The organism is Photobacterium sp. DNB22_13_2 (assembly GCF_052873915.1).
In genome coordinates this window covers 1-20,441 of the sequence record NZ_JBNNXU010000011.1, presented here as the reverse complement: position 1 = coordinate 20,441, position 20,441 = coordinate 1, and the positions used below count along the sequence as shown (strand labels likewise).

Genomic DNA, 20,441 nt, shown 5'->3' with positions numbered 1-20,441 from the left:
GAGAGGACACAATGCAGGGTTCTGTAACAGAATTTCTTAAGCCACGTCTTGTTGATATTGAACAAGTTAACACGACGCATGCAAAAGTAACTCTTGAGCCGCTTGAGCGTGGTTTCGGCCACACTCTTGGTAACGCTCTACGTCGCATTCTTCTATCTTCAATGCCGGGTTGTGCCGTAACTGAAGTAGAAATCGACGGTGTGTTACACGAGTACAGCACCAAAGAAGGAGTACAGGAAGACATTCTTGAGATCCTTCTAAACCTTAAAGGCCTGGCCGTTAAGGTTGAGGGTAAAGACGAAGTTATCCTTACTCTGAATAAATCTGGTGCAGGCCCTGTTGTTGCAGGTGACATCACCCACGACGGTGATGTTGAGATTGCGAACCCAGAGCACGTAATCTGCCACCTAACTGATGATCATGCTGATATCAGCATGCGCATCAAGGTAGAGCGTGGTCGTGGCTATGTACCAGCGTCTGCTCGTATTCACACTGAAGAAGATGAGCGCCCAATTGGTCGTCTGCTAGTTGATGCAACTTTCAGCCCAGTTGACCGTATCGCATACGCCGTTGAGGCAGCACGTGTAGAACAACGTACTGACCTTGATAAGCTAGTTATCGATATGGAGACAAATGGTACACTTGATCCTGAGGAAGCTATCCGTCGTGCAGCTACTATCCTAGCTGAGCAACTGGATGCATTCGTAGATCTTCGTGATGTACGTGTTCCTGAAGAGAAAGAAGAGAAGCCGGAGTTCGATCCGATCCTACTGCGTCCTGTAGACGATCTTGAACTAACTGTTCGCTCTGCTAACTGTCTAAAAGCAGAAGCGATCCACTACATCGGTGATCTCGTTCAGCGTACTGAGGTAGAGCTTCTTAAGACTCCAAACCTTGGTAAGAAGTCTTTGACAGAAATCAAAGACGTGCTGGCATCACGTGGTCTTTCTCTAGGCATGCGCCTAGAAAACTGGCCGCCAGCATCAATTGCTGAAGATTAATAGTTACTGATATCTAGTTAGAAGGATTAGGTCATGCGCCATCGTAAGAGTGGTCGTCAACTCAACCGCAACAGCAGCCATCGCAAAGCGATGTTCAGCAACATGGCTGGCTCTCTGGTACGTCACGAACTTATCAAGACTACCGTGCCTAAGGCAAAAGAGCTGCGTCGCGTAATTGAGCCATTGATTACCCTAGCTAAGACCGACAGTGTTGCTAACCGTCGTCTTGCATTCGCACGTACTCGTGATAACGAAGTTGTTGCGAAACTATTTAACGAACTGGGCCCACGTTTTGCTCAGCGTCCAGGCGGTTACACTCGCATTATGAAATGCGGTTTCCGTGCTGGCGATAAAGCCCCTATGGCTTATATCGAGCTAGTAGATCGTCCTGAAGCTCAGGAAGAAGCTGCTGCTGAATAAGCAAAAGCGCGTTAAATAAGAAGAGGCCGAGTCTTAGACTCGGCTTTTTTTTTGCATAGATTTTCTTGTTATCCCAAACAACAAGGAAGCGAATGTATGATTTACCTGTTTGTCGACAGCTCCGGCTTTGGTGGTATTGAAAGCCATATCCAGCAGTTAGCCGCGTTGCTTCAATCACAACAGACCGGGGTTGAGGTTGTATTTCTCCATTATTACCCTTCACACCCGCAGTACAACCAACTCAACCTTCTTCAGATCCCATATCGTTTTCTATCTGATTCATCTGTCATTGGTTTTTTTCGTCATCTGACGGCTGATGATGTTGTTCATGCCCACGGCTATAAAGCTTCTATCATTTCGCGTATATGTTCATTGTTTTCTTCTTTTCATCTCGTGACGACCTTCCATGCAGGAGAATCGGTATCGGGAAAGCTAGCCTGCTATGAATGGCTTAACCGCTACAGTGGATGCTTGTCTTATAACCTAGCTGTTAGCGATAAAATCAGGCAGCAGCAGCCATTTCGTTGCGAATTAGTACGCAATTTTGTTCGTTGCAAAAAGGAAATGATAAAGCGAGAACGCCACACAACTCTGCAAGTGGGGTTTGTCGGTCGGCTAAGTTATGAAAAAGCGATCGATCGCTTCGTTTCACTCAGTCAGCAATTACCGAACAGTGACTGTCATGTTTTCGGTGATGGTGACCAAGCCCACCTTCTTGATGGTCAAGCGTTGACTTGGCACGGCGCAGTTCCCTCGATGACGCCTTATTGGCAACAGCTAGACGTGCTGCTAATTCCCTCGCGGGCTGAAGGTATGCCGATGGCCGCACTTGAGGCGATGGCACATGGTGTGGTGGTGTTATCAACAGATGTTGGTGAGATGCCGTCATTACTCGATGAAGGGTGTTTAACTGCAGAAAGTAATTGGTCATTTCTCAGTCAGATGGTTATTGATCTCGATGGCGCGGGTGACGAACAGTGGTTGCTGTTATCACAGTGTCAACAGCAGCGAGTGAAAACCCACTTTAGTGGTGAAGCATGTTGGCAGCAACTGGCTCAGATCTACCGCTTAGCCTAGTAGCCCTAGATCAGCGAGTTATCCAGATTGGTCTAATGTGTTTTAGCCCGCTAGTTAGTGTTTGCAGCTCAGCGTAACTAAGGTGCGATCATCCTCATGGTTGTCAGGGTTGCGCTGCCATAGATACTGATGGCGCTCTTCAATGGACATGCGCGCCATGATCTTCCGCTCCTTAGCGGGTAACGCTGATTCCAACATACCGTCACTGTAGCCGTGTAGACTAAGACCTTCATTCATCGTTAGCTGGCAGGCTTCTATTTGCAGCGTGTCAAATAGTCCTAATAACCCCACTGTCTCATCAATGTGTTGGCAGGTTGTATCGCAAAGAATTGGCTTTGGCATTCCGGCGTTGTAGAGAGTAACGGTATTTTTTGTACTGAGATGAATGACAAGCAAGCACACCAGGTTGTTGGACTGAACGTGGTAGAGGTGCTGATTGAGTTGTTTGCAAAATTGCGCTGGTGTCTGGTCTGGGTTGAGAAGGAGTCCCTGGATCAAACCGTAACACATTCCACCGTTGGCTTTTGCGACGATGCCATGCCCCATTAAGTCGCCGAGGATCATCATCTCCGACCCATCTGCCAGTGTCTGATGAATAAAAAAGTCTCCGCTGATCTCAGGCTCGCGGCTTAACTGGACGTTGATATTCCCTACCGTTATTGATGTTGTTGTTGTTTGATGATCAGCCCCTAATGGGGTTGCATGCTCGAGCCGCTGCAGCAGGTTGTCTTCAAATGCATCGAGCAAATGATTGTGTCGCTTGAGTACCCGGTCCAACACTTGCAGAAGGTGTCGTTTGTTGATGGGTTTAGCTAGAAAGTCATCTATTCCCGATTGGGTGACGGCTGACATGGTGTCCGATGAGTTATCACCAGAGAGAAAGATAAAGGGTAACAAGCGGTGGTGGCGGAGATGACTAACCTGCCGGCGGAATTCCAACCCGTTGATGTTCGGCATCCATAGGTCGGTGAGGACTAAGTCACAGTGGTTGGTGCTCAACCACTTCAGTGCATCATCAGCCTGACTGAAAATCGAGAGTTGATAGTTTTGCTCAAGGTAACTGGTCAGCATAGTTAGCTGACTGCGACTGTCATCGACAATAACAAGGTGCTTTCTGGCGGATTGTAATGGAAGGGTAAACTCTATCTTGTTGTGATCATGTAAGATTTGATAACTAAAGTCAGGGAATGTCGCCTTTATGATGGCAAGCCCCATTCCGGACTCACAAGGTGAGTCCGGTAATACCGCATCGGATAAATGTTGGGTTTGCGCGGGCCACGGTGAGCCATTATCGGTAATGGCGAACCGGTATTGCCCCGCAAACTTACCATAGCTGATGGTGCACAGAGTCGCGGGCATATGTTGGTGATCGAGTAAGTTGGCGCAGTATTCACTGCAGACTAACTTGATACTTTGAATCAAGTCGGGACTTAACTGCAGTGCCGAGGCTCTGTCATCCAGTACCCGGCGGATGTGGGCAAGGCTTTCGTAGCTAAGATCAAACTGACGTTGGAACAGAACCTGATTCATGTGGTGTCATCCTTGGTATGGCATGTGGCCTTGCTATTGATATTTGCCTTGTAATAGCGGGCTACTTTGCAGGTATTCGACCAGTTTACGTTTGAGGCTGAGCGGTATCCATCGCGCCTTGCCGTTTAATACCCGGATGATTTCTTCTGCTAATGATGGGTTGGACTTATCATTGATTAATGTACCCAGTAAGGTAATACCGTTCTGCTCAAGTTTGCTGACGCAGGTCAGCAATTCACTTTCTGTTGTCTGGGCGGCGGCGAGGCAGAGGATGGTTGCATCACTGGCATGGCTAAGCGCATTGATCGGTAGGTTTCGCCAATTGGTATTGGTCATGGTGCCGACATCACAAAGGATATAATGGTAATCCTGCTTCCAGCGCTCAAGTGCTTGCTGAAAGGTATTCGGTTGGCGCAGTTCTAAGATGGTTTGTTCTTTACTTGGGCGTGGGAGTAAGTCTAGTTGTTCTGTCAGTTGGAGTATCGCCTCCGACTCCCCCTCGCCATTACTACACCAAGGTCGAGAGGAATAGCCTTGCCCTGAACCCGCCAGATCCAGATCGACCAACAATACTTTGTGATCTTCGGCACAGCGGCGTGCCAGCCAGTTACAATGGGTTGAAGTCCCACAGTGGCTTGATGCGCCAGCCAAGGTGATCACCCGGGCATTACGTTGATGGATCTGGTGAAAGAGTTGATCATATTCTCCACTAAGCCAAGGTTTCATAATGCTGCTCCTAGGGCTATCAAGGTAAAGATCCCCAGTACATCCCTCAGGCCCTTACGCCATTGCTCGCCGACGGAATCATTGAGGTTGGGGACATAAACGGTATCTCCGGGGCGTAAAAGCGGGAGAGGATAACTGGCCGGATCGATGACGTAGTCGCGCAGGTTGAAAGTTTGGGCTTTATCACCGCAACATGATGTATTCACTATCATGATCCGCTCGATATAGGCACTGTCAGAAGGGCCTCCGGCTTCGGCCAGCAAATCGAGGATGTTCATTTGGCTGTTGAACGGGTAACGACCGGGTTTGTTGACAGAGCCCATGAGTCGGACGACTTGCTCTGCTGGCTTATCGAGCCAGTTTCCTTCCAGTTTAGGCACATAGATAACGTCACCGGGAACGATCTCGGGCAGCAAGGTTTCGTCACCCGTATCGAAATACATCGATAGATTAAGGCGGGTGACTCGGGCTGTACTGTCATTACGGTGGCTGATGCGAATTTGGCGTAGATCGGCATCACCATTGGGGCCGTCGGCTGCAGAAAGGATATCAAGGAAGCCCAGCTCGCGATTGAAGGCATAACGCCCCGGTGCGCCAACTTGGCCAAAGACATAAATCGAGTCATCGGCGGATTGGCGGATCCAGCTGGATTTGTTGTCGGTAGGATCGTGCGGTAGTTCATCAATAACAATGGTATCACCGGCAGTCAGTCGGGGTAGGGCGGTAAAGCTCCCTCCTTCATTGATAAAGTTATCCAAGTCAAAGTACAACACATTATCTCGTGATTGGCGGTTCTCTTTGATGATCCGAATATTGGTGATGTTTGCCTGTTGCAGTGGCCCGCCAGATAGAGCTAACACGTCCAGGAAGGTCATGCTGACATTCCAGTTGAAGCGGCCGGGAGATTTTACTGCTCCAATGACTTTGATAGCCTCGGTATCGGCAACCGTATCGACCTGTGGTAAGAAGATGACATCACCGGCAACCACTTTGGGCAGCAAGGATTCATTACCGGTTTTGAAGTAGCGAGCAAGGTTGAATCGGGTCACCTTGGTGGTTTTACCATTACGGTGAGTGATCAGTACATCTTGGATATCCGCTTCACCAGTCGGCCCATCGGCGGCGGAGAGAATATCAAGGAATCCTTGTTCGCTGTTGAAGGCGTATCGTCCAGGGGCACCAACTTGGCCGAAAATGTAGATAGAGTCTTGTGCTGACTGACGCAACCAGCTGGCTTTGTTATCGGTTGGATCGTGAGGTAGCTCATCAAAGATTATGGTGTCACCCGCTTGTAGCTGCGGCAGTTGACTTTGGGGTTTGCCTTGCTTGGTGAATGCTAAAAAGTCGAAGGTGGTAACCCTTTGTTCATCCGCCTTGGCATTCTCGCGGACAATACGAATGTTCGACAGGTTCGTCTGCTGCTTCGGACCGCCAGCATGGGCCAGCAGATCCATAAAACCCATGGTGTCATTCCACTCAAAGCGTCCGGGGTTATTGACCGCACCGATAATTTTGATGGCGCGATCGTTGGTAACCTTAAGCCACGATTTTTCATTGAAGTCGATTTTCTCCGGAATGAAGATGACATCGCCCGGCATCATGTCAGGCAAAGGGTACAGAGCCGGTGCTTGGGTATATTTGACAAGGTTGATTGTCATTGAAGCTTTTGTATTGCTAAGTAGCTTTATTTGAGTGGTATCGGCAAATCGAGTTGGACCTCCCGCATTGGCCAGCACATCGATGAAGCCGGTTCCCGGCGAGCTTTCGTAGGCGCCAGGCGCTTTAACCTCACCCATGACATAGACAGTACGGGAAGTCGTATTGATATCTTCGACTTCTATTGGGGCAAAGATGGTCGTGCCGGGTTTCACCGGCGGCAGATCCTTTGTTACGCCTGTATCTAAGTAGGCTTTTAGATCAAAAAGGTAGGGGGTGTTATCGGTGATCACTCGGATTTTTGTCACATCAGCATAGCGGGTAACCCCCTCAGCACGCATTAGTGCATCGACTACCGTCATACCCTGCTTGAAGCTGAAGGTACCGGGATTGCGCAGTTCACCGAAAATGGTGATCCCTTGCTCTTCATCCGCATCTCCCCCTTTTGTTAACGAAGCGGCGTCAAAATCGACCTCGACATTACCGAGCAGTGGCGAGGTTGGAACAAAAATGGTATCGCCACCTTGCAGTGCTGGGAGTTTGGTTGGGTCGCCAGCATCGAGATAGGCCTTATAATTGAACTGCTGGGAATTACCGTTTCGTATCAGCTTGAATTGATCTAATTGGGCACCGGGACGGGCACCGCCTGCCGCGGAAATTGCCATTTGGACATTGGCGCCTGGCTTGAGTGAAATCATGCCGGGCTCCTCGACATAACCGAGGACTTGTACCCGCAAAACTTGCTCAAGAATACTGAGTTTAAATTCGTCGAGGTTACGGTAAATCGTTTTGAGCCGTTCGCGTAATAGCTCCTCAGCTTGGGGCAGGCTTAATCCGGCAATTGGCACCAGGCCGACTTCTGGTAGCCGGATTTGCCCCTGATCGTCGATGGTGAATGGCTCATCGAAATCATTCTCCCCCGGAAGCTGGAGAAAGACCCGATCTCCGGTTGTTAGGTTTGCTCCCCAGACTGGCGGGGTAATGATGAGGAAAAGGAGTAGCAAAAACCTGCTCATAGCGATCCCGAACTCAGTTGTTCTTTGACGGCATGCCAGTCACTGAGTGAATACACCCGATGTGGTGCCCGCGTGTGATGGTCGACCAGCACTCTGGCATCCACTTTACGGTTGCTAAGACGTTGTGTTCTTGACCGAGGGTCCTCAAACGATTCTTTTTCTCCTGCACTGAAAATCGAAATCTGGTGGGAGTCTACCCCTTGCTCGATAAGGTATCGCCGCACCGTATCGGCGCGCCGCATACCTAGTTGGTAATTGCTCAACTCTGTGCCAATGGTGTCGGTATACCCTGTTAACTGGAGCTGCCAATGGTCTTGGCGTTTTAGAATTGATGCGGCACGACGCAATGCATTTTGGTAATCGGGTAGTAGTTTGGCGCGGTTAAATGCAAACTGGTTGTCTACGCGCATCAGCAATAGGAATTGATCCCTGAGCTGTATCTCGGAATAGCGGGTATCCAAACATTCTGTATGGTGCTCCAGCCAGTCCATTTGGCGTTGCATTTTGGCGAACTGAGTTTGATAGGCAAGCAAGGTGATATCGGCATCGTCCGCGAAGCCAGCCTTGGCTTCTTGGTTTGCCTGATCATGAAGATTGGCAAGCTGCTGGTATTGTCCCGGCAGGCATAGCTTGGCCCCGCGGGTTGCCAGCAGTTGGAGTTCAAAAGTGTGGTGCTCAAGCTCATGCCATTGATCGACATCTGGTGCAGAATAAGGCGTATCACCGGTGGTAGGCCATGTGGTGCAGCCACTGGCCATCAGTATCACTAGCAGGCTTGAGAGTTTTCCCATATCAACATAACTCCGCTGAGGTGATCAAAGGGATCACCTTGTCAATCCGTAACATTTTCATCAGCTGGCGCGGTTGGCCGTTCACATTGAGCAGGCGTAAGCTTTTTCCTCGGCTTTTTAACCGCTTGTATAAGAAAACAATGGCACCGATTCCACAGGAGTCAATAAATTGTACTTCTGTCATATCGATGATCAGTTCATTTTTATCGGTTTGACTGAGTGTTTCAAACTCTGGCTCCATTTGTCTGGCTAAGTGGGCATCAAATTCATTCTGAAGTGTCAGACCGATATTGGTGTTATTGACTGCTTGATTCATAACTGGCCTTTTGGTTGTTGATGTTCCTCCTTTGTTAATACAAGTGCTATGCCAACTATTGCCCGCGTTTGCTCACCATGATGTAAATGGTTTTGAAAATAATGAACAGATCCATTTTGATCCACTGTAGAGGTGAGCTGAGGGCTAAGGCATAAGCGTGATCAAAGCCTATTTTACTTTTGACGTCTTCCAAATTGCTATCATAACCTTGGCTGACTTGGGCCAGACCGGTGATCCCGGGTTTCAAGCCGGCAGTTCTCTCGAGGTAAAATGGCAATGCATTTTGCAAAGTGCCACAAAACTCTGGCCGTTCTGGTCTTGGACCGATCAACGCCATGTCTCCTTTGATAACATTGATGAACTGGGGCAGCTCATCTAGCCGAGTGACACGAAGAAAGTTACCGATACGGGTAATACGGGGGTCATTCTGCTGAGCCCAGGTTGCGCCTGATGCTGACTCCGCGTTATGGGACATGGAGCGAAACTTAATGACATCAAACAGCTCAACTTGCTCCTCGCTGATCCGACCCACTCGCATTTGGCGGTAGAACACCGGACCTGGGGAGTCCAGTTTGATCAGTAGGGCAATCAACGGCCACAGCGGCAAGGTCAAAACCATACCGGTTGTGGCCAGTAAGATATCACTGATGCGCTTGAGCAGTTGGGTCGACTGGGCCTGGTAGCTTGATATTGGAGGCAGGTGGCGCCAGCCTGTGCGAAAGTGGCCCATGCAATAACGAAGCATACCGACCAATGACGCGAAATAACCACTGACAAAATAGTGCAGCTTATCAGTTAGCTTGTTGTGGATACCTAGCAGGGGCAAGGTGGCTGCTAAATACCCGGTGACTTGCAGGGCTGTTAAGAGTTGAGCAAGCCCTGAACCTTGGATAGCCAAGGCTAAAGATAAGAGGAAATAGCCGATCAAGGTGAATGGCATCAGTGTTCGCAGAGCTTTGCCGGAGGTAAATAGCCAGCGCGCGCCATCATGGGCATGGCGGAACACGAAGCGACAGCGGAGCAACTGTTGCAGGTTACCGGCACCAATCCGCTGTCGGCGTTGATAGGTATCTTGCTCGGTGGAAGGAGAGAGCTCGACGCTGTTGATATAGTGGTTGAATAGAACCTGGTAGCCTTGTTTGATCACCAGCATCGTCTGGATGAAGTCATCATTGATGGTATCTTCAGGTAAAGAGGAAAATAGTGGTGCGCGGACTATATAGAAGGCCCCGTTGCCTCCCATAACACTGCCGAGCTTCGATTCGGTTTGGCGAATCGAGTTTTGCCATTGCCAGTATTGCTGTTCACCACTGGAGGCTTCGGCCAATAGGTAGTTACAGGTCAAGGCGCCTATTTTTAAGTCAGTAAAGCTTTCGGCTGCTTGGGCTAGGGCATCAATGGAGAGCAATGCTGAGACATCGGACATGGCGATTAAATCAACCTTGTCTTTCACCAAGCTGAGTAGCTGATTGATGCGCACAACTTTGCCTTTATTGTTCGTCTCAACGATACACTCTAACTGAATACCAGCCTCGGCATATTTGTCCTGCCAACCTAGGGCTAGCTCTGCGGTATTATCACTGCAACCATCACAGCAAATCCAAACAGAGAGCTTCTCGGGCGGGTAATCCAGCATCAATAGGTTGGCAAGTTTAGCTTCGAGAAAGTCAGCTTCGTTGTGGGCGGGAATGAGAATCGCAATCGAGGGTAAGCCTGCCGGTTTGCAAGAGGGCGACTCGTTGTCTCCGGGCGGTTGCTCAGTAGTTATGGGTGTTTTTCGGCTTAACCAGATCATCAACCCGGTATAGATGACGTGGTGATAGATAATCACTATGGTCATTGCGATTAATACAATCCAACTGATAGTCATGGTGATTTCCCTTATCTGTTAGCAAGCGACTCATAGGAGGCCGTCATTTCCCGGACATCGGCTAGGCGGCGAATATATTGGGTGGTTTGATGGCAATCATGGATGGGTGTGCGAAGTCTGTCGTGCAAGGCTTTGGCAAGTACAGTAGGGTGCTCCGCTGGGATCAAGTGACCGCTGTGAGGGCAGATTAAGTCGGGGATCCCGCCAACATCGGAGGCAATAACAGGTTTGCCACAGGCTTGGGCTTCAAGCAGTGCAAGGGGAAGCCCCTCTTGGCGAGATGGCATACAGAACAGGTCAATCGCATGGTAGAAGTTAAGCATATTGTCACATCGCCCCAGCCAATGGACTCGCCCGGTAAGTCCTAGTTGCTGCGACAGGTGTTCTAACTGAACTCGCTCAGGGCCGTGACCAGCGACGACGACATGATAACTCTCGGGCAATGCTGCCAATGCCTCTAGCAATGTATCAATCCCTTTTTCTCGTACTAAACGCCCAGCACAGCCAATGATTAATTTGTCGGTAGGAAGCTGAAGCTGATGTCTTGCTTGATTAGCCTGGCCTGGCACATAGTGCTGGGTATCGATCCCATTGATAATCACATGATCAGCAGAGATCCCTTGGGATTTTAGGTGATCGGCAATACGGGGAGCGTCGGCAACAAGCTGGATGTTGCTTCCAGCCAGCAGGCTACGGGTGAGTAGCCGCTGCTTAGGATCCTCAAGGTGCCAGCTGTCGTGCTCGGTTTGGATGTGGGTGATCCCTTTCAGCCCGAGACTGGCTGCGCGACTGTAGAGTAGTGGTCCCAAATGGTGGGAGTGAATCACTTTGGCTTGCAACGTGCGGATAAGCCGTCGTAATTTGAAAACGGTTTTGACATCGCGACCGTGAGGTTTCTCGAGGAAATATAGCTGTTCTGCTAGCGGTGCCAATTCGGGCCATTGTTCGATTGCCTGCTTTTTATTGCCTTCTAGCGCAACAACATATACCTGATTTTCAGGAGAAGCGAATCGCACCAGGTTGAGTACCAATCGTTCAATACCGCCGGGGCTCAAGTGCTGGACAACCTGCAAGGTAGTGGTAGTCATGACGTTTCCTCGGAAAAGTGGGGGATGCGAATTAATACTGGGGCTTTTGCCAAGCGGACAATCTGCCCACTTTGGTACAGACGGGTGTCTAGCAACTGCACGGCGCAAACCAGTGATAACCCAAGCCCCAAGCCGACAAAGATGCCCATAGTGAAGTTGATCCACCAAGGCCAATTCAGCGGTTGGCTCGGTATGCTGGGACGGGCAATGATTTTGAGTTTGTCAGGCTCTTCGAAGCGTCCGAGTTGGCCGGTGACTTTGGCCATCTCGTAACGCTCGAGCAGTTGGTTGTATATTTTGGCCTTAACGTCATAGTTGCGCTGCAATACGGTCAGCTCTTTTTCCAGTTGGGCAAACTCGGCACGTTTATCTTGCAGGCGTGTAGCCTGGGACTCCAATAGCTCAAGCTCTCCCTCAAGCGATTGTATTTGGCTTTCCGCCTGTTGTAGCTGTTCGAATTGGCTGATCAGGATTGGCTGATTGGGGTTATCGAGTTGCTGGGTGTTACTGGCAATGCGCTGCCAGAGCTGACCAACCTCCTGAGCATTGAGCGATTGTTGTTGATCAACAAGGCGTGCGCGCTCTTGTTTCAGGCGATCTAGCTGGCGAACGACGGCTTTTACCGAGGAATGGCGGTCGGTGTAACTGGCTCTGAGTATGGCCAGCTCGGCTTCGGCTTTGACTATTTCTGTTTCGAGCATACCGACAACCGGGTTGGTACTGGCGAGACGGTTATAGAAGTTATCCCGTTTGGCTTGGGCATTGAGCAGCTCGAGCCTGGTTTCCTGGATCAGGGTGTTTATCTGGGCGTCATTTTGGATCCGGCTTCCTTGTAGTTGGGGTAAGTTGCCGGCATTGTCTGATTTAAACGTAGCCAGGGCACTCTCAGCATTTTCCAAATCGATTAAGGTTGATTCGAGCTGTTGCTGAAGGAAAAGTTCGGAACCGTCTATCGACGCGCGGCCGGGAGCGCGGAGTTTATCGAGGAACAACTCGGAGAGCTTATTTAGGATCCCTGGCATCTCTTTAGGGGTGTGCCAGTTCAGGCCCAGCTGAACCAAGTCATTACCGATCAAGTTGACGCTGAGATTGCTGTTGAGTTGGCTGACTACAGCACTGACTTGGCTTGGGTTATGAGCTGGCGCTAGCTCTAGTTCGATAGCAACCTGTTCGAGGACAAACTGGCTATGGAGTAATACCCGCAGTGCTTTTATCCGCTTTTGAAGATTCATCGAGATAGATAAATCTTCCAGGAACGGGTTTAGCATTGCAGCCTCCTGTACCAGTATCGTGGTTTGGGCATAATAGCGCTTGGCCTTTACCGCTCCGCCTGCAGTCATGAGTAGCGGCATGATAAACATCGGCAGTAAGAGCAGGTAGCGATGATTCCACAGGGCCTGCAAAAGCGGGTACAGCTTGGCAAAGAGTTGGGCTCTCATGGTGACTGCCTTTGTAATATCAGGGTATCGGCAGTCTGGTCGGGATCATACTCCAGATGCAGTGGGATGTTCTGGCTATTTGATAGCTTGCTGACGGCCTGAATGCGCTTTTGACTTTGCAATAGAGCCTCAAACGGATTGCTCAAATCTGCCGGGGCCACTTTGGCGACAAGCTGCTGGTAGGGATTATCGGTTAAAAATCCACTGATCTTGCGCTGTTGTTCTGCAGTCAGTGATATTTGTTCAGGGCTGAAAAATAGTGTCAAAGTTGTCTGCTTGGGCTGTGACGCACAGCCAAATATCAACAGGCAACTTATAGCTATTAATATCTTTTTCATTTTGTCCCTCGGTCATTTCAATTTGCTACTTTACTTATTGGTAGCAAAAAAAGTGCCCGAAGTTAGATAAATTGTAAGCCGGCGTCTGAAATAATTGACATTAATTTAGTTGGATAACCTTTGTTTAAGCGTATCAATGATTTGCGAGGCACGGCATTCCCAGCTCTCATTGACGACCGTTTGATAGGCACGCTTCGAATAACCCTGCCTTTGTGAAGGAGTCCATTGACTGTAACGGTCTATCGCATTTAGCCATTCGTTTTCGCTGGTGGCAGTGGTAATGACAGAGCGGTAGGGGGTGGTCGCCGGGAAGTTGCTGCTGATCACCGGACAGCCAGCAGCCAGGTATTCACGGAGTTTTAGCGGGTTACATGCCCGGATCTGCTCATTGTCAATGAAAGGCAGGATCGCCATGGTCCAATGCTGTAGGTAACTGGCGAGCTGGTGGTGGGGTTTAGCAGGCAGCAGTATGATGTTTTGTTGTTGGCGTAGCATCTCGATGTCGCAATCTTGACGACCGATGAAGTAGAAATTGATATTGGGCCGAGCCTTGGCAAGCTTGGTAATCAGTGTTTGATCAAGCCAGTTATTCAGGCTGCCATAAAAACCAATACTGGGTCGGGATAGGTCAACATCTTTTGGAGCGTTGGTAAGTTTCGCAAATTGCGACAAATGTACGCCGTGTGGTAGCAGAATGGTTTTACTGGCAGGAAACTTTGCTTTTAGGGCTGGGCTGCAGGCAAAAATAATATCAGCCCGGGCAATAAGACGCTGCTCGGCTGTGATGGCCAGTTGATGATCCACTCCTGCAAGCGCTGCAAAGTCATCCCCGCAATAATAAACCACCAAGTCACTATCACAGATATCAAGGTAATCGACGGCACTTGGCAGCGCGGCCCATACGACACGGCGGTATGTTTTTTTTGATAGTTGCCTTTTCAACAGGTGGTTGTTAAGTGCTTTGAGTTTTGCATGTTGCGCCATTGGCCACACTAATGGCTTGATGACAGTGGTGGGCTTCTCAGTGTGCGCGCTTTGTGCCGTGTCAGTTTTGCTGCTTCGCGTAGTCACTTTTTCCCACATTCGCCTTAGATCTCGGTGGCTCAATGTTGGCTGGCGCAAGCCGATAGAGTTGATCCAGTGAACATCATAGTGCTGCCCGATAGCCTGCAATAGATGCTGACTGCTGGAGGGATGGCGGCCCCAGTCTTCGCCAAAAACGAGAAATTCCATGTTAATACTCCAACTGTTTAATGACTTTCGCTGGATTGCCGCCAGCCAGTACTCCGGCGGGAATATTTTTAGTCACCACGCTACCTGCGGCGATCACGCTACCTTCCCCAATCGTGACTCCGGCCATCACCATCACGCCAGTGCCAAGCCAGGCATTGCGGCAAAGATGAATATCCCCGATTTGCTGCTCGGTATCCGGTTTGCCTTGGGCACGGGCTATAGGGTCTAACGGGTGGCCGGGAAACCCGGCGAGAAAAACTTTACCCGCAAGCCTGACATTGTCATCTATACGAATAGTCCGTCCGACTGCTAGGGTGTTCTGCCAACCGATATCGACATTGTTACCCACGATAAGCCGAGGGGTAACTTCCCCCCATGCCCGCCCGCAGTATGTTGCTATACCTGATAGCCGACATTCTTCACCTAAATGAATATCTAATGGGCCGAGGATTTGCGGCATGCCACAGTCTAGGTGCAAGTGGCGGGGGCGGTTAGCCAGGCGAGAGATAAACATTGGGGTGAAATAGCCTTTTTGCAAAATGCAATGAAGACTTTGCTTCATAGTTAAATGCAAGTGATACAAACCATGATGTAAAAGCGGAATACAAGGTATATAGCTGCCACGTAGTCGTTGAACTACATTTTTCAACATGGCGAAGTGATTGGGTGCCAGATATGCCTTAACGAGTGCGCGCATAATTTGCCTCCTGATTCAGGGTGAGCCTGTCTAAAGCTAGTAGTAACCCGATCAAAATGTACAGGGGCCAAGTGGTGCCTTGGGTAAGGAAGGTGCCACTGACACAAAATGATAAGGTGCCGAGCCACAGCCCTTGTGCCAATGGCTTCATTTCATGATGCTCAAGCCGCTTGAGAAGCTGGTAACTGACACGCAGGGCACCAATAACCATTAGCAGGAATAGTACCAACCCTACAAACCCGGTTTCAGAGAGGATTTGGAGCCAGGTACTGTGCACTGCGTGATTCTTGCCATCCCAGTGTGGTGAGTAAAAATAGTAGTTGTAATAGAAGTTGTTGAGGCCAACGCCAGTGAATGGGTTGCTGACGGCCATATTAAAGGCGGCTTGCCAGGCATAAATTCGCCCCATCGCTGATTCATCAATCCCTGACTCTGCGGCTCCGCCTGAACTGCGGTCACTGATCCCAGCGAGAAGCATCAATGCCAATAACCCGATCCCGCTGATGATGGTTGGTAACACAATCGATCTGCTTTTCATCAGGGCCATGGCAAAGACCACGCAGGCGATACCCAATAATCCACCGCGGCTTTGGGTCGCTAGTACACTCATGATCATGATAATCAGCACGACGATGGATAAAGCTCGCTGCCACTTGGGGCCGTAGAAACTGTAAGCCATAGCAAATGAGACGGGGAATTGAAGTACCAAAGCCAAATCGTTGGGGTCGCCGAGCATCGAGCCGATATCTCTACCTATGGTGACGCGAGTTCCCTCGACGAGGCCAATACCATTGGTTTTGTTGAACAGAGCCAAGCCTCCGATTAACAGGCCACTGAGCAAGAGAAGATAAGGAATGATTTTCAGCTGCGGTAGTCGCTGTGGCAGCCAGCTAATAGCGAAAACCATAATAACGATTTTGATAAAGTTGCCATTAAAACTGGCAAAAGCCTCACCACGATTGCTTGCACAAAGGCAAGAGACCAACACCCAGGCGCTAAACAGCAAGAACAGTGTTTGTAACTTGTGCCAATTGATGGTCTCTCTTTGCAACCACAGTTGCCACCCAAGCCCGGCGAGGCTCGCCAAGGCTAAGAGCTGGGGGATCTTCAGTGGCATTAATAGAGGAAAGGCTTCGTGGATCCTGAAGTAGGAAAAAATAATAAATCCAACACAAATGAGGAATGCCTGGTTTATGACAAAAGGCAGAGCAAAAAGCAGGCTTACCAGTAGCACCAAGTTGCCCTGAGACATCCAGAAAAAGAATATCAGTCCGCTGCTGGTGAGGGCGAGGAGCCACTGGTTCAGCCTATTCATAGTGTTCTGCCGCTCTCAGTGAATTATCAAGCTTCTTCTGCCGGCTCAGGGCAAGCTTTGCTTTTCCCCAAGGCCAGACAATCAGACTAATTAACAGCAGAGTGCATATAACTTCGTAGGCTGGGGTCAACTGATAATGAGCCGTCAGTAATAAAGTTATCAGGCCATAGCTGGTTGCAAGTCGGCCTAGCGGATAGGGCAGGTGCAGATAGTATTGGCTGTAGTAATAGAACAAGCTTAGGCGTAACAGTTGAAGCCCAATACCTGCTCCAATAAATGCGAAAAGGCCATACTCGGGAAGGATGAAGAATAAGATACCCAAGGCGCAGCAAGCACTGAATATGCCGATAAGCACCACGCTTTTGCCGTCTTTCTGATGGTAGCAACCGATGTTGAGTAAGGTGCTGGCATGCTTGAACATCACCATGATACCGAGCATTGGCAGCATATCGGCACTGGCGTGAAAATCATCAGGTAGCCACCAAAGTAAGAATCGTGAACCGACGGTAATGATCCCAGCTGCGACCAAACAACTTAACTGGCAGCCTATTACACTGATTTCCGCGGCTTGCTGGCGATCTTCTGCAGTGTTAATTAAGCCAAAACGTTTGGGAAACCACCACAGGCCAAAAGGTTCGAGTAACAAACTTGCCGCAATCGCCCACTGGATGGCGACGGCGTACGGCGCCAATAGGCTCAGCCCTAATGTGTCTGCGATTGCCCAGCGCTCCGCACCGAGAACCACAAAGCTAAGTATGCCCGAGAGGGTAATCGCCCGGCCATATCGTAAAAAAAGTCTAATGTGGCCCAATCTGGGAGATGGGAAGTGTTTGGCTAAGACAATCACTTGCACTATCTGGGCGACGAGTCCGGCAGCCATTATCCCATCAACGCCATAATGAGGGGCTAGCAGCATGACGCCTAAGCCCTGAATAAGGGCGAATACGATTTGCGCCGTGACAAAGAGTTTGGCTTCATTGCGGATCCGCAAGATAGCCAGAGGGACACAGCACAGGGTGTTGAGAAACAGGGTCGTGAGCAAACAGTGTAAGGCAAATAAGGGCGGTTCGCCGGGTAGAGCTTGCTGCAACCAAGGTACTGTTAGCTGGGCGATAATCGTTAACCCGCCTGCGATAGTAAGGAGAAGTCCCAGTGCACTGCGGAAAATCGCGTCTTGATCATGCTGTTCGTGGGCGAAACGGTAAATGGCATCACTGATCCCAAAAGACATGATCAATGTCAGTAAACTGCCCAAGGCGACTAGTACATCCAGCCGACCAAACTGTTCGGCCCCCAACCATTGGGTCACAAAAGGCTGCAGGGCTAGTGCTATAAGCTTGCTACTGATCAAGCCAATAGCGTATACCGCCATGGTCAGGGCTGGAGTCATAATGCGTCCACCTGTGCTGACAGCCTTTTGGCTTGAGAGAGGGCGGTGAAATGCTCCATGACTCGATTGAACGCTTTTTCTCGAAGCTCAGTGAGTTTGGTGGCAGGCTCGAGTCGGTGAGCTGCCATCGCTTGTGCCAGGGCCATGTGATCATTCATCGGAACCTGATGACCATATTGGTTTTCAAGGATTTCACTGCAACCGGCTAGATCAGTTGTGATGACCGGTAGTCCCAACGCCATGGCTTCCTTGATAACCAGTGGGCCGGTGTCTTTGTCGCCGTTGGGGGCGATAGTGAAAGGAGCGACCAAGGCTTTATAGTCATTGGCATGCTGTCGGTACCAGGCTGCTTCTTTACGGCCGAGAAAGTGAACTTGGGACGCGACCCCCTGCTGGTGGGCTTGCTGTTTTAACTGAGGCAATAGTGGGCCATCACCGACAATGTCCAAGGAGGCGTCAGGGGGCAATTGGCTTAATGCAGTGATCAGGGTGTCCAGTCCCTTTTTCTCAACCAGTCGTCCGATAAATAAAAAGTCTTTTTGGGGGCTCCAATCTGACGTTAGAGGCGGGTATAGGGTTGAATCAATTCCACAAGGTATATGCAAAACTGGACGCTCCGTTGCAGCTTGCAGTTCAATTTGCATTTCTTTGGTAACAGCACAGATGAAATCAGCGGCTTGTAGCTTGCTGGTAATGTCTTGCGGTGTGGCGTAAATGTCTGCACCGTGGCCAACAAAAGAGACTGGAATATTGAGTAGTTTGGCCGCGACGATCGCCGTTGCGGCGCTGTGCCAAGCAAAGTGGGCGTGAAGATGCTCGCAGTTGTCTTTCTTAGCCAAGTGAGCCAGTTGCAACCCTTGGCGTAGCAGTGACAAGTAGGTAAACCCACGCTGCTGGCTGAGAAAACCATGACATCGGAAAACATTCCCTAGCACCGTTATTGGATATTTGGGAGCAGAGGAAAGATAGCGGCAGTGCTGTTTAAGTTCTTCATCCGCTGGTTGGAAATATTGTCCTGGGCTAAAGGCGTACGGCTGAACCGAGTGTCCCAGTGCCTTCATTGCCCTTATTTCTACCCCAACAAATGTTTCGGATAGCGTTGGAAATACGGGGATCACATAACCAATTTTTTTCATTGCTCCATCCTCACTGTTACCGACCAAACATACTGTGCAATATGTTGTGCTCTGCCTGTTCACTTTAACTATCCAATATTGATGCCAACACGCGTTGGCGTGTCGATTGCATTGGGATAATGACTAAGACAACCAAGAGGTGGATGTGATGAGCTCAGAACCAACGGTGAGTGTGGTGATCCCTAACTACAATTGTCGACTAACCTTGCCAAGGGCGATAGAGAGTATCCGGCAACAAGGTGTATCAGTTGAGATCATTGTGGTTGATGATGGTTCGAATGATGGTTCGCGCGAGTGGTTGGCGCAGCAGGCCGATGTGAAATTACTCTTTACTGAACGAGCAGGGGCATCGCAAGCAAGAAATCATGCGATTGAACATTGCTCCAATGAGTGGGTAGCTTTTCTTGATGCTGATGACTATTGGTTGGAAAACAAATTATCTCAACAGTTATCACTGCATCAGCATTATCCTGAACTGGTATGCAGTTTTACCGACTACATGCATATGACCGAAGCGGGTCAGCCAATTATTGGATGCTTTGACTACTGGCCGCGTTTTAGCAAACAACTCAGTCCCGGACCTGTGTCTGTTTTTCCTTTTTTTACACCATTACTCTTTGCCGAAAATGTGGTGGGTACCAGTACTGTAATGGTGAAAAAAAAGGTCTTGGTTGAGGTGGGAGGGTTTGATTCTAGTTTAAAGTCGGCCTCTGATTGGGACTTGTGGCTAAAAGTAGCAGAGGAAGGGGCGATCGGGGTTCTTCATATTAATTTATGCCACTACATTTCGGATAGAGCGGATGCGATAAGCCGGGATCATAATAAGCGTCTTAATGCGATGAAGATGATATTGAACAAGCACCGGGCTAAAGTCAGCAAGCACCCTGCAGCTCTTCTCGCGGGATATTTACGTTGGGTGATAGGAAAAGCAGAGTACAACCGATTGAAAAAAGCCTATCATATTTCGGCCTGTCAGGAGCTCGCCGTGCTTTGTCTGCAGCCCTGTAAGCAAAGAGTAAAAGCGGCGGGTCGAGATATATTGAACATGTTGTCCTAAAAACAATCCAGTTATTATTGTATGGTTTGTTTTTTGTTCGGTCGGTGTTTATTTTTATTTTTATGCTTGCCAATAATTATTCTCTCCCTATAATGCCGCATCACCGACACGGAGAGCGGCGCTGAAAAGCCCACTACCTAGCGGTAAGGGAATTAGCCAAGAAAATAAATTTTAAAAAGTGTTTGACACTAAAATTTGTTTGGATAGAATGGCTGCCCTGTTCAACGAGATTACTCTTCGCTAAGAGGTTGATAATCAGTTGAATATTTTGTTCTTTAACAATTTGACCATGCAATCTGTGTGGGCACTCGTGAAATGATAGTCAACAAAAGAATTATCAATGAA

General features: G+C 49.3%; 18 protein-coding genes. 4 read left to right on the top strand and 14 right to left on the bottom strand.

The annotated features are described in order from the left end of the window. The first annotated feature begins 11 nt into the window (after positions 1-11). The 3 genes from ACVA58_RS16170 to ACVA58_RS16160 all read left to right on the top strand — a co-directional run bounded on the left by ACVA58_RS16170 (position 12) and on the right by ACVA58_RS16160 (position 2,498). Positions 12-1,001 (top strand): DNA-directed RNA polymerase subunit alpha, encoded by a 990-nt coding sequence (locus ACVA58_RS16170; RefSeq protein ID WP_107349871.1) that lies wholly within the window; start codon positions 12-14, stop codon positions 999-1,001. 33 nt (positions 1,002-1,034) lie between these two features. After that, on the top strand, positions 1,035-1,421 hold the full coding sequence (gene rplQ / locus ACVA58_RS16165; protein ID WP_107349872.1) for a 50S ribosomal protein L17: 387 nt from the start codon (positions 1,035-1,037) through the stop codon (positions 1,419-1,421). Positions 1,422-1,517: 96 nt separating this feature from the next. After that, the gene (locus ACVA58_RS16160) at positions 1,518-2,498 is read left to right on the top strand and encodes a glycosyltransferase family 4 protein (protein WP_446511442.1); all 981 of its coding nucleotides are present in this window, start codon (positions 1,518-1,520) and stop codon (positions 2,496-2,498) included. A 54-nt stretch (positions 2,499-2,552) separates the two neighbouring features. Here ACVA58_RS16160 and ACVA58_RS16155 read toward each other — a convergent pair whose 3' ends face one another. The 14 genes from ACVA58_RS16155 to ACVA58_RS16090 all read right to left on the bottom strand — a co-directional run bounded on the left by ACVA58_RS16155 (position 2,553) and on the right by ACVA58_RS16090 (position 19,039). Beyond that, positions 2,553-4,028: a response regulator gene (locus ACVA58_RS16155; RefSeq protein ID WP_446511441.1), complete on the bottom strand. Its 1,476-nt coding sequence runs from the start codon at positions 4,026-4,028 to the stop codon at positions 2,553-2,555. Positions 4,029-4,061: 33 nt separating this feature from the next. After that, positions 4,062-4,754, bottom strand: a complete 693-nt coding sequence (locus tag ACVA58_RS16150; RefSeq protein WP_446511440.1) for a hypothetical protein — start codon at positions 4,752-4,754, stop codon at positions 4,062-4,064. Further along, positions 4,751-7,426 (bottom strand): SLBB domain-containing protein, encoded by a 2,676-nt coding sequence (locus ACVA58_RS16145; protein WP_446511439.1) that lies wholly within the window; start codon positions 7,424-7,426, stop codon positions 4,751-4,753. The genes ACVA58_RS16150 and ACVA58_RS16145 overlap by 4 nt, the downstream gene beginning before the upstream one ends. Next, positions 7,423-8,217: an OmpA family protein gene (locus ACVA58_RS16140; RefSeq protein ID WP_446511438.1), complete on the bottom strand. Its 795-nt coding sequence runs from the start codon at positions 8,215-8,217 to the stop codon at positions 7,423-7,425. Before ACVA58_RS16140 ends, ACVA58_RS16145 begins: the two co-directional genes overlap by 4 nt. A 1-nt stretch (position 8,218) precedes the next feature. Continuing rightward, a complete protein-coding gene (locus tag ACVA58_RS16135; RefSeq protein WP_446511437.1) occupies positions 8,219-8,533 on the bottom strand; it encodes an STAS domain-containing protein in 315 nt (104 codons plus the stop codon). Positions 8,534-8,588: 55 nt separating this feature from the next. Then, positions 8,589-10,403: a sugar transferase gene (locus tag ACVA58_RS16130; RefSeq protein ID WP_446511436.1), complete on the bottom strand. Its 1,815-nt coding sequence runs from the start codon at positions 10,401-10,403 to the stop codon at positions 8,589-8,591. A gap of 11 nt (positions 10,404-10,414) precedes the next feature. Next, positions 10,415-11,491 carry a glycosyltransferase gene (locus ACVA58_RS16125; RefSeq protein WP_446511435.1) on the bottom strand — a complete coding sequence of 359 codons (1,077 nt, stop codon included), beginning with the start codon at positions 11,489-11,491 and terminating at the stop codon, positions 10,415-10,417. Then, a complete protein-coding gene (locus ACVA58_RS16120) occupies positions 11,488-12,930 on the bottom strand; it encodes a GumC family protein (RefSeq protein WP_446511434.1) in 1,443 nt (480 codons plus the stop codon). The genes ACVA58_RS16125 and ACVA58_RS16120 overlap by 4 nt, the downstream gene beginning before the upstream one ends. Next, a complete protein-coding gene (locus ACVA58_RS16115; protein WP_446511433.1) occupies positions 12,927-13,196 on the bottom strand; it encodes a hypothetical protein in 270 nt (89 codons plus the stop codon). Before ACVA58_RS16115 ends, ACVA58_RS16120 begins: the two co-directional genes overlap by 4 nt. Before the next feature lie 177 nt (positions 13,197-13,373). Next, on the bottom strand, positions 13,374-14,501 hold the full coding sequence (locus ACVA58_RS16110) for a glycosyltransferase (protein ID WP_446511432.1): 1,128 nt from the start codon (positions 14,499-14,501) through the stop codon (positions 13,374-13,376). A gap of 1 nt (position 14,502) precedes the next feature. Then, positions 14,503-15,198 carry an acyltransferase gene (locus ACVA58_RS16105; protein WP_446511431.1) on the bottom strand — a complete coding sequence of 232 codons (696 nt, stop codon included), beginning with the start codon at positions 15,196-15,198 and terminating at the stop codon, positions 14,503-14,505. After that, positions 15,182-16,513: an O-antigen ligase family protein gene (locus ACVA58_RS16100; protein WP_446511430.1), complete on the bottom strand. Its 1,332-nt coding sequence runs from the start codon at positions 16,511-16,513 to the stop codon at positions 15,182-15,184. Before ACVA58_RS16100 ends, ACVA58_RS16105 begins: the two co-directional genes overlap by 17 nt. Further along, positions 16,506-17,903, bottom strand: coding sequence for a lipopolysaccharide biosynthesis protein (locus ACVA58_RS16095; protein ID WP_446511429.1), 1,398 nt, complete (start codon positions 17,901-17,903; stop codon positions 16,506-16,508). The genes ACVA58_RS16100 and ACVA58_RS16095 overlap by 8 nt, the downstream gene beginning before the upstream one ends. After that, the gene (locus ACVA58_RS16090) at positions 17,900-19,039 is read right to left on the bottom strand and encodes a glycosyltransferase (RefSeq protein ID WP_446511428.1); all 1,140 of its coding nucleotides are present in this window, start codon (positions 19,037-19,039) and stop codon (positions 17,900-17,902) included. Before ACVA58_RS16090 ends, ACVA58_RS16095 begins: the two co-directional genes overlap by 4 nt. A 148-nt stretch (positions 19,040-19,187) precedes the next feature. On the opposite strand from ACVA58_RS16090, the gene ACVA58_RS16085 reads away from it, so the two are divergent. Then, the gene (locus tag ACVA58_RS16085; RefSeq protein WP_446511427.1) at positions 19,188-20,096 is read left to right on the top strand and encodes a glycosyltransferase family 2 protein; all 909 of its coding nucleotides are present in this window, start codon (positions 19,188-19,190) and stop codon (positions 20,094-20,096) included. The last annotated feature ends 345 nt before the right edge of the window (positions 20,097-20,441 follow it).

Bases quoted from the DNA above. Each gene is read 5' to 3' on its own strand.
- ACVA58_RS16095 (WP_446511429.1), bottom strand. From the start codon at position 17,903: ATGACTCCAGCCCTGACCATGGCGGTATACGCTATTGGCTTGATCAGT.
- ACVA58_RS16140 (WP_446511438.1), bottom strand. From the start codon at position 8,217: ATGGGAAAACTCTCAAGCCTGCTAGTGATACTGATGGCCAGTGGCTGC.
- ACVA58_RS16135 (WP_446511437.1), bottom strand. From the start codon at position 8,533: ATGAATCAAGCAGTCAATAACACCAATATCGGTCTGACACTTCAGAAT.
- ACVA58_RS16150 (WP_446511440.1), bottom strand. From the start codon at position 4,754: ATGAAACCTTGGCTTAGTGGAGAATATGATCAACTCTTTCACCAGATC.
- ACVA58_RS16100 (WP_446511430.1), bottom strand. From the start codon at position 16,513: ATGAATAGGCTGAACCAGTGGCTCCTCGCCCTCACCAGCAGCGGACTG.
- ACVA58_RS16085 (WP_446511427.1), top strand. From the start codon at position 19,188: ATGAGCTCAGAACCAACGGTGAGTGTGGTGATCCCTAACTACAATTGT.
- ACVA58_RS16120 (WP_446511434.1), bottom strand. From the start codon at position 12,930: ATGAGAGCCCAACTCTTTGCCAAGCTGTACCCGCTTTTGCAGGCCCTG.
- ACVA58_RS16130 (WP_446511436.1), bottom strand. From the start codon at position 10,403: ATGACTATCAGTTGGATTGTATTAATCGCAATGACCATAGTGATTATC.
- ACVA58_RS16145 (WP_446511439.1), bottom strand. From the start codon at position 7,426: ATGAGCAGGTTTTTGCTACTCCTTTTCCTCATCATTACCCCGCCAGTC.
- ACVA58_RS16105 (WP_446511431.1), bottom strand. From the start codon at position 15,198: ATGCGCGCACTCGTTAAGGCATATCTGGCACCCAATCACTTCGCCATG.
- ACVA58_RS16155 (WP_446511441.1), bottom strand. From the start codon at position 4,028: ATGAATCAGGTTCTGTTCCAACGTCAGTTTGATCTTAGCTACGAAAGC.
- ACVA58_RS16110 (WP_446511432.1), bottom strand. From the start codon at position 14,501: ATGGAATTTCTCGTTTTTGGCGAAGACTGGGGCCGCCATCCCTCCAGC.
- ACVA58_RS16160 (WP_446511442.1), top strand. From the start codon at position 1,518: ATGATTTACCTGTTTGTCGACAGCTCCGGCTTTGGTGGTATTGAAAGC.
- ACVA58_RS16170 (WP_107349871.1), top strand. From the start codon at position 12: ATGCAGGGTTCTGTAACAGAATTTCTTAAGCCACGTCTTGTTGATATT.
- ACVA58_RS16090 (WP_446511428.1), bottom strand. From the start codon at position 19,039: ATGAAAAAAATTGGTTATGTGATCCCCGTATTTCCAACGCTATCCGAA.
- rplQ (WP_107349872.1), top strand. From the start codon at position 1,035: ATGCGCCATCGTAAGAGTGGTCGTCAACTCAACCGCAACAGCAGCCAT.
- ACVA58_RS16125 (WP_446511435.1), bottom strand. From the start codon at position 11,491: ATGACTACCACTACCTTGCAGGTTGTCCAGCACTTGAGCCCCGGCGGT.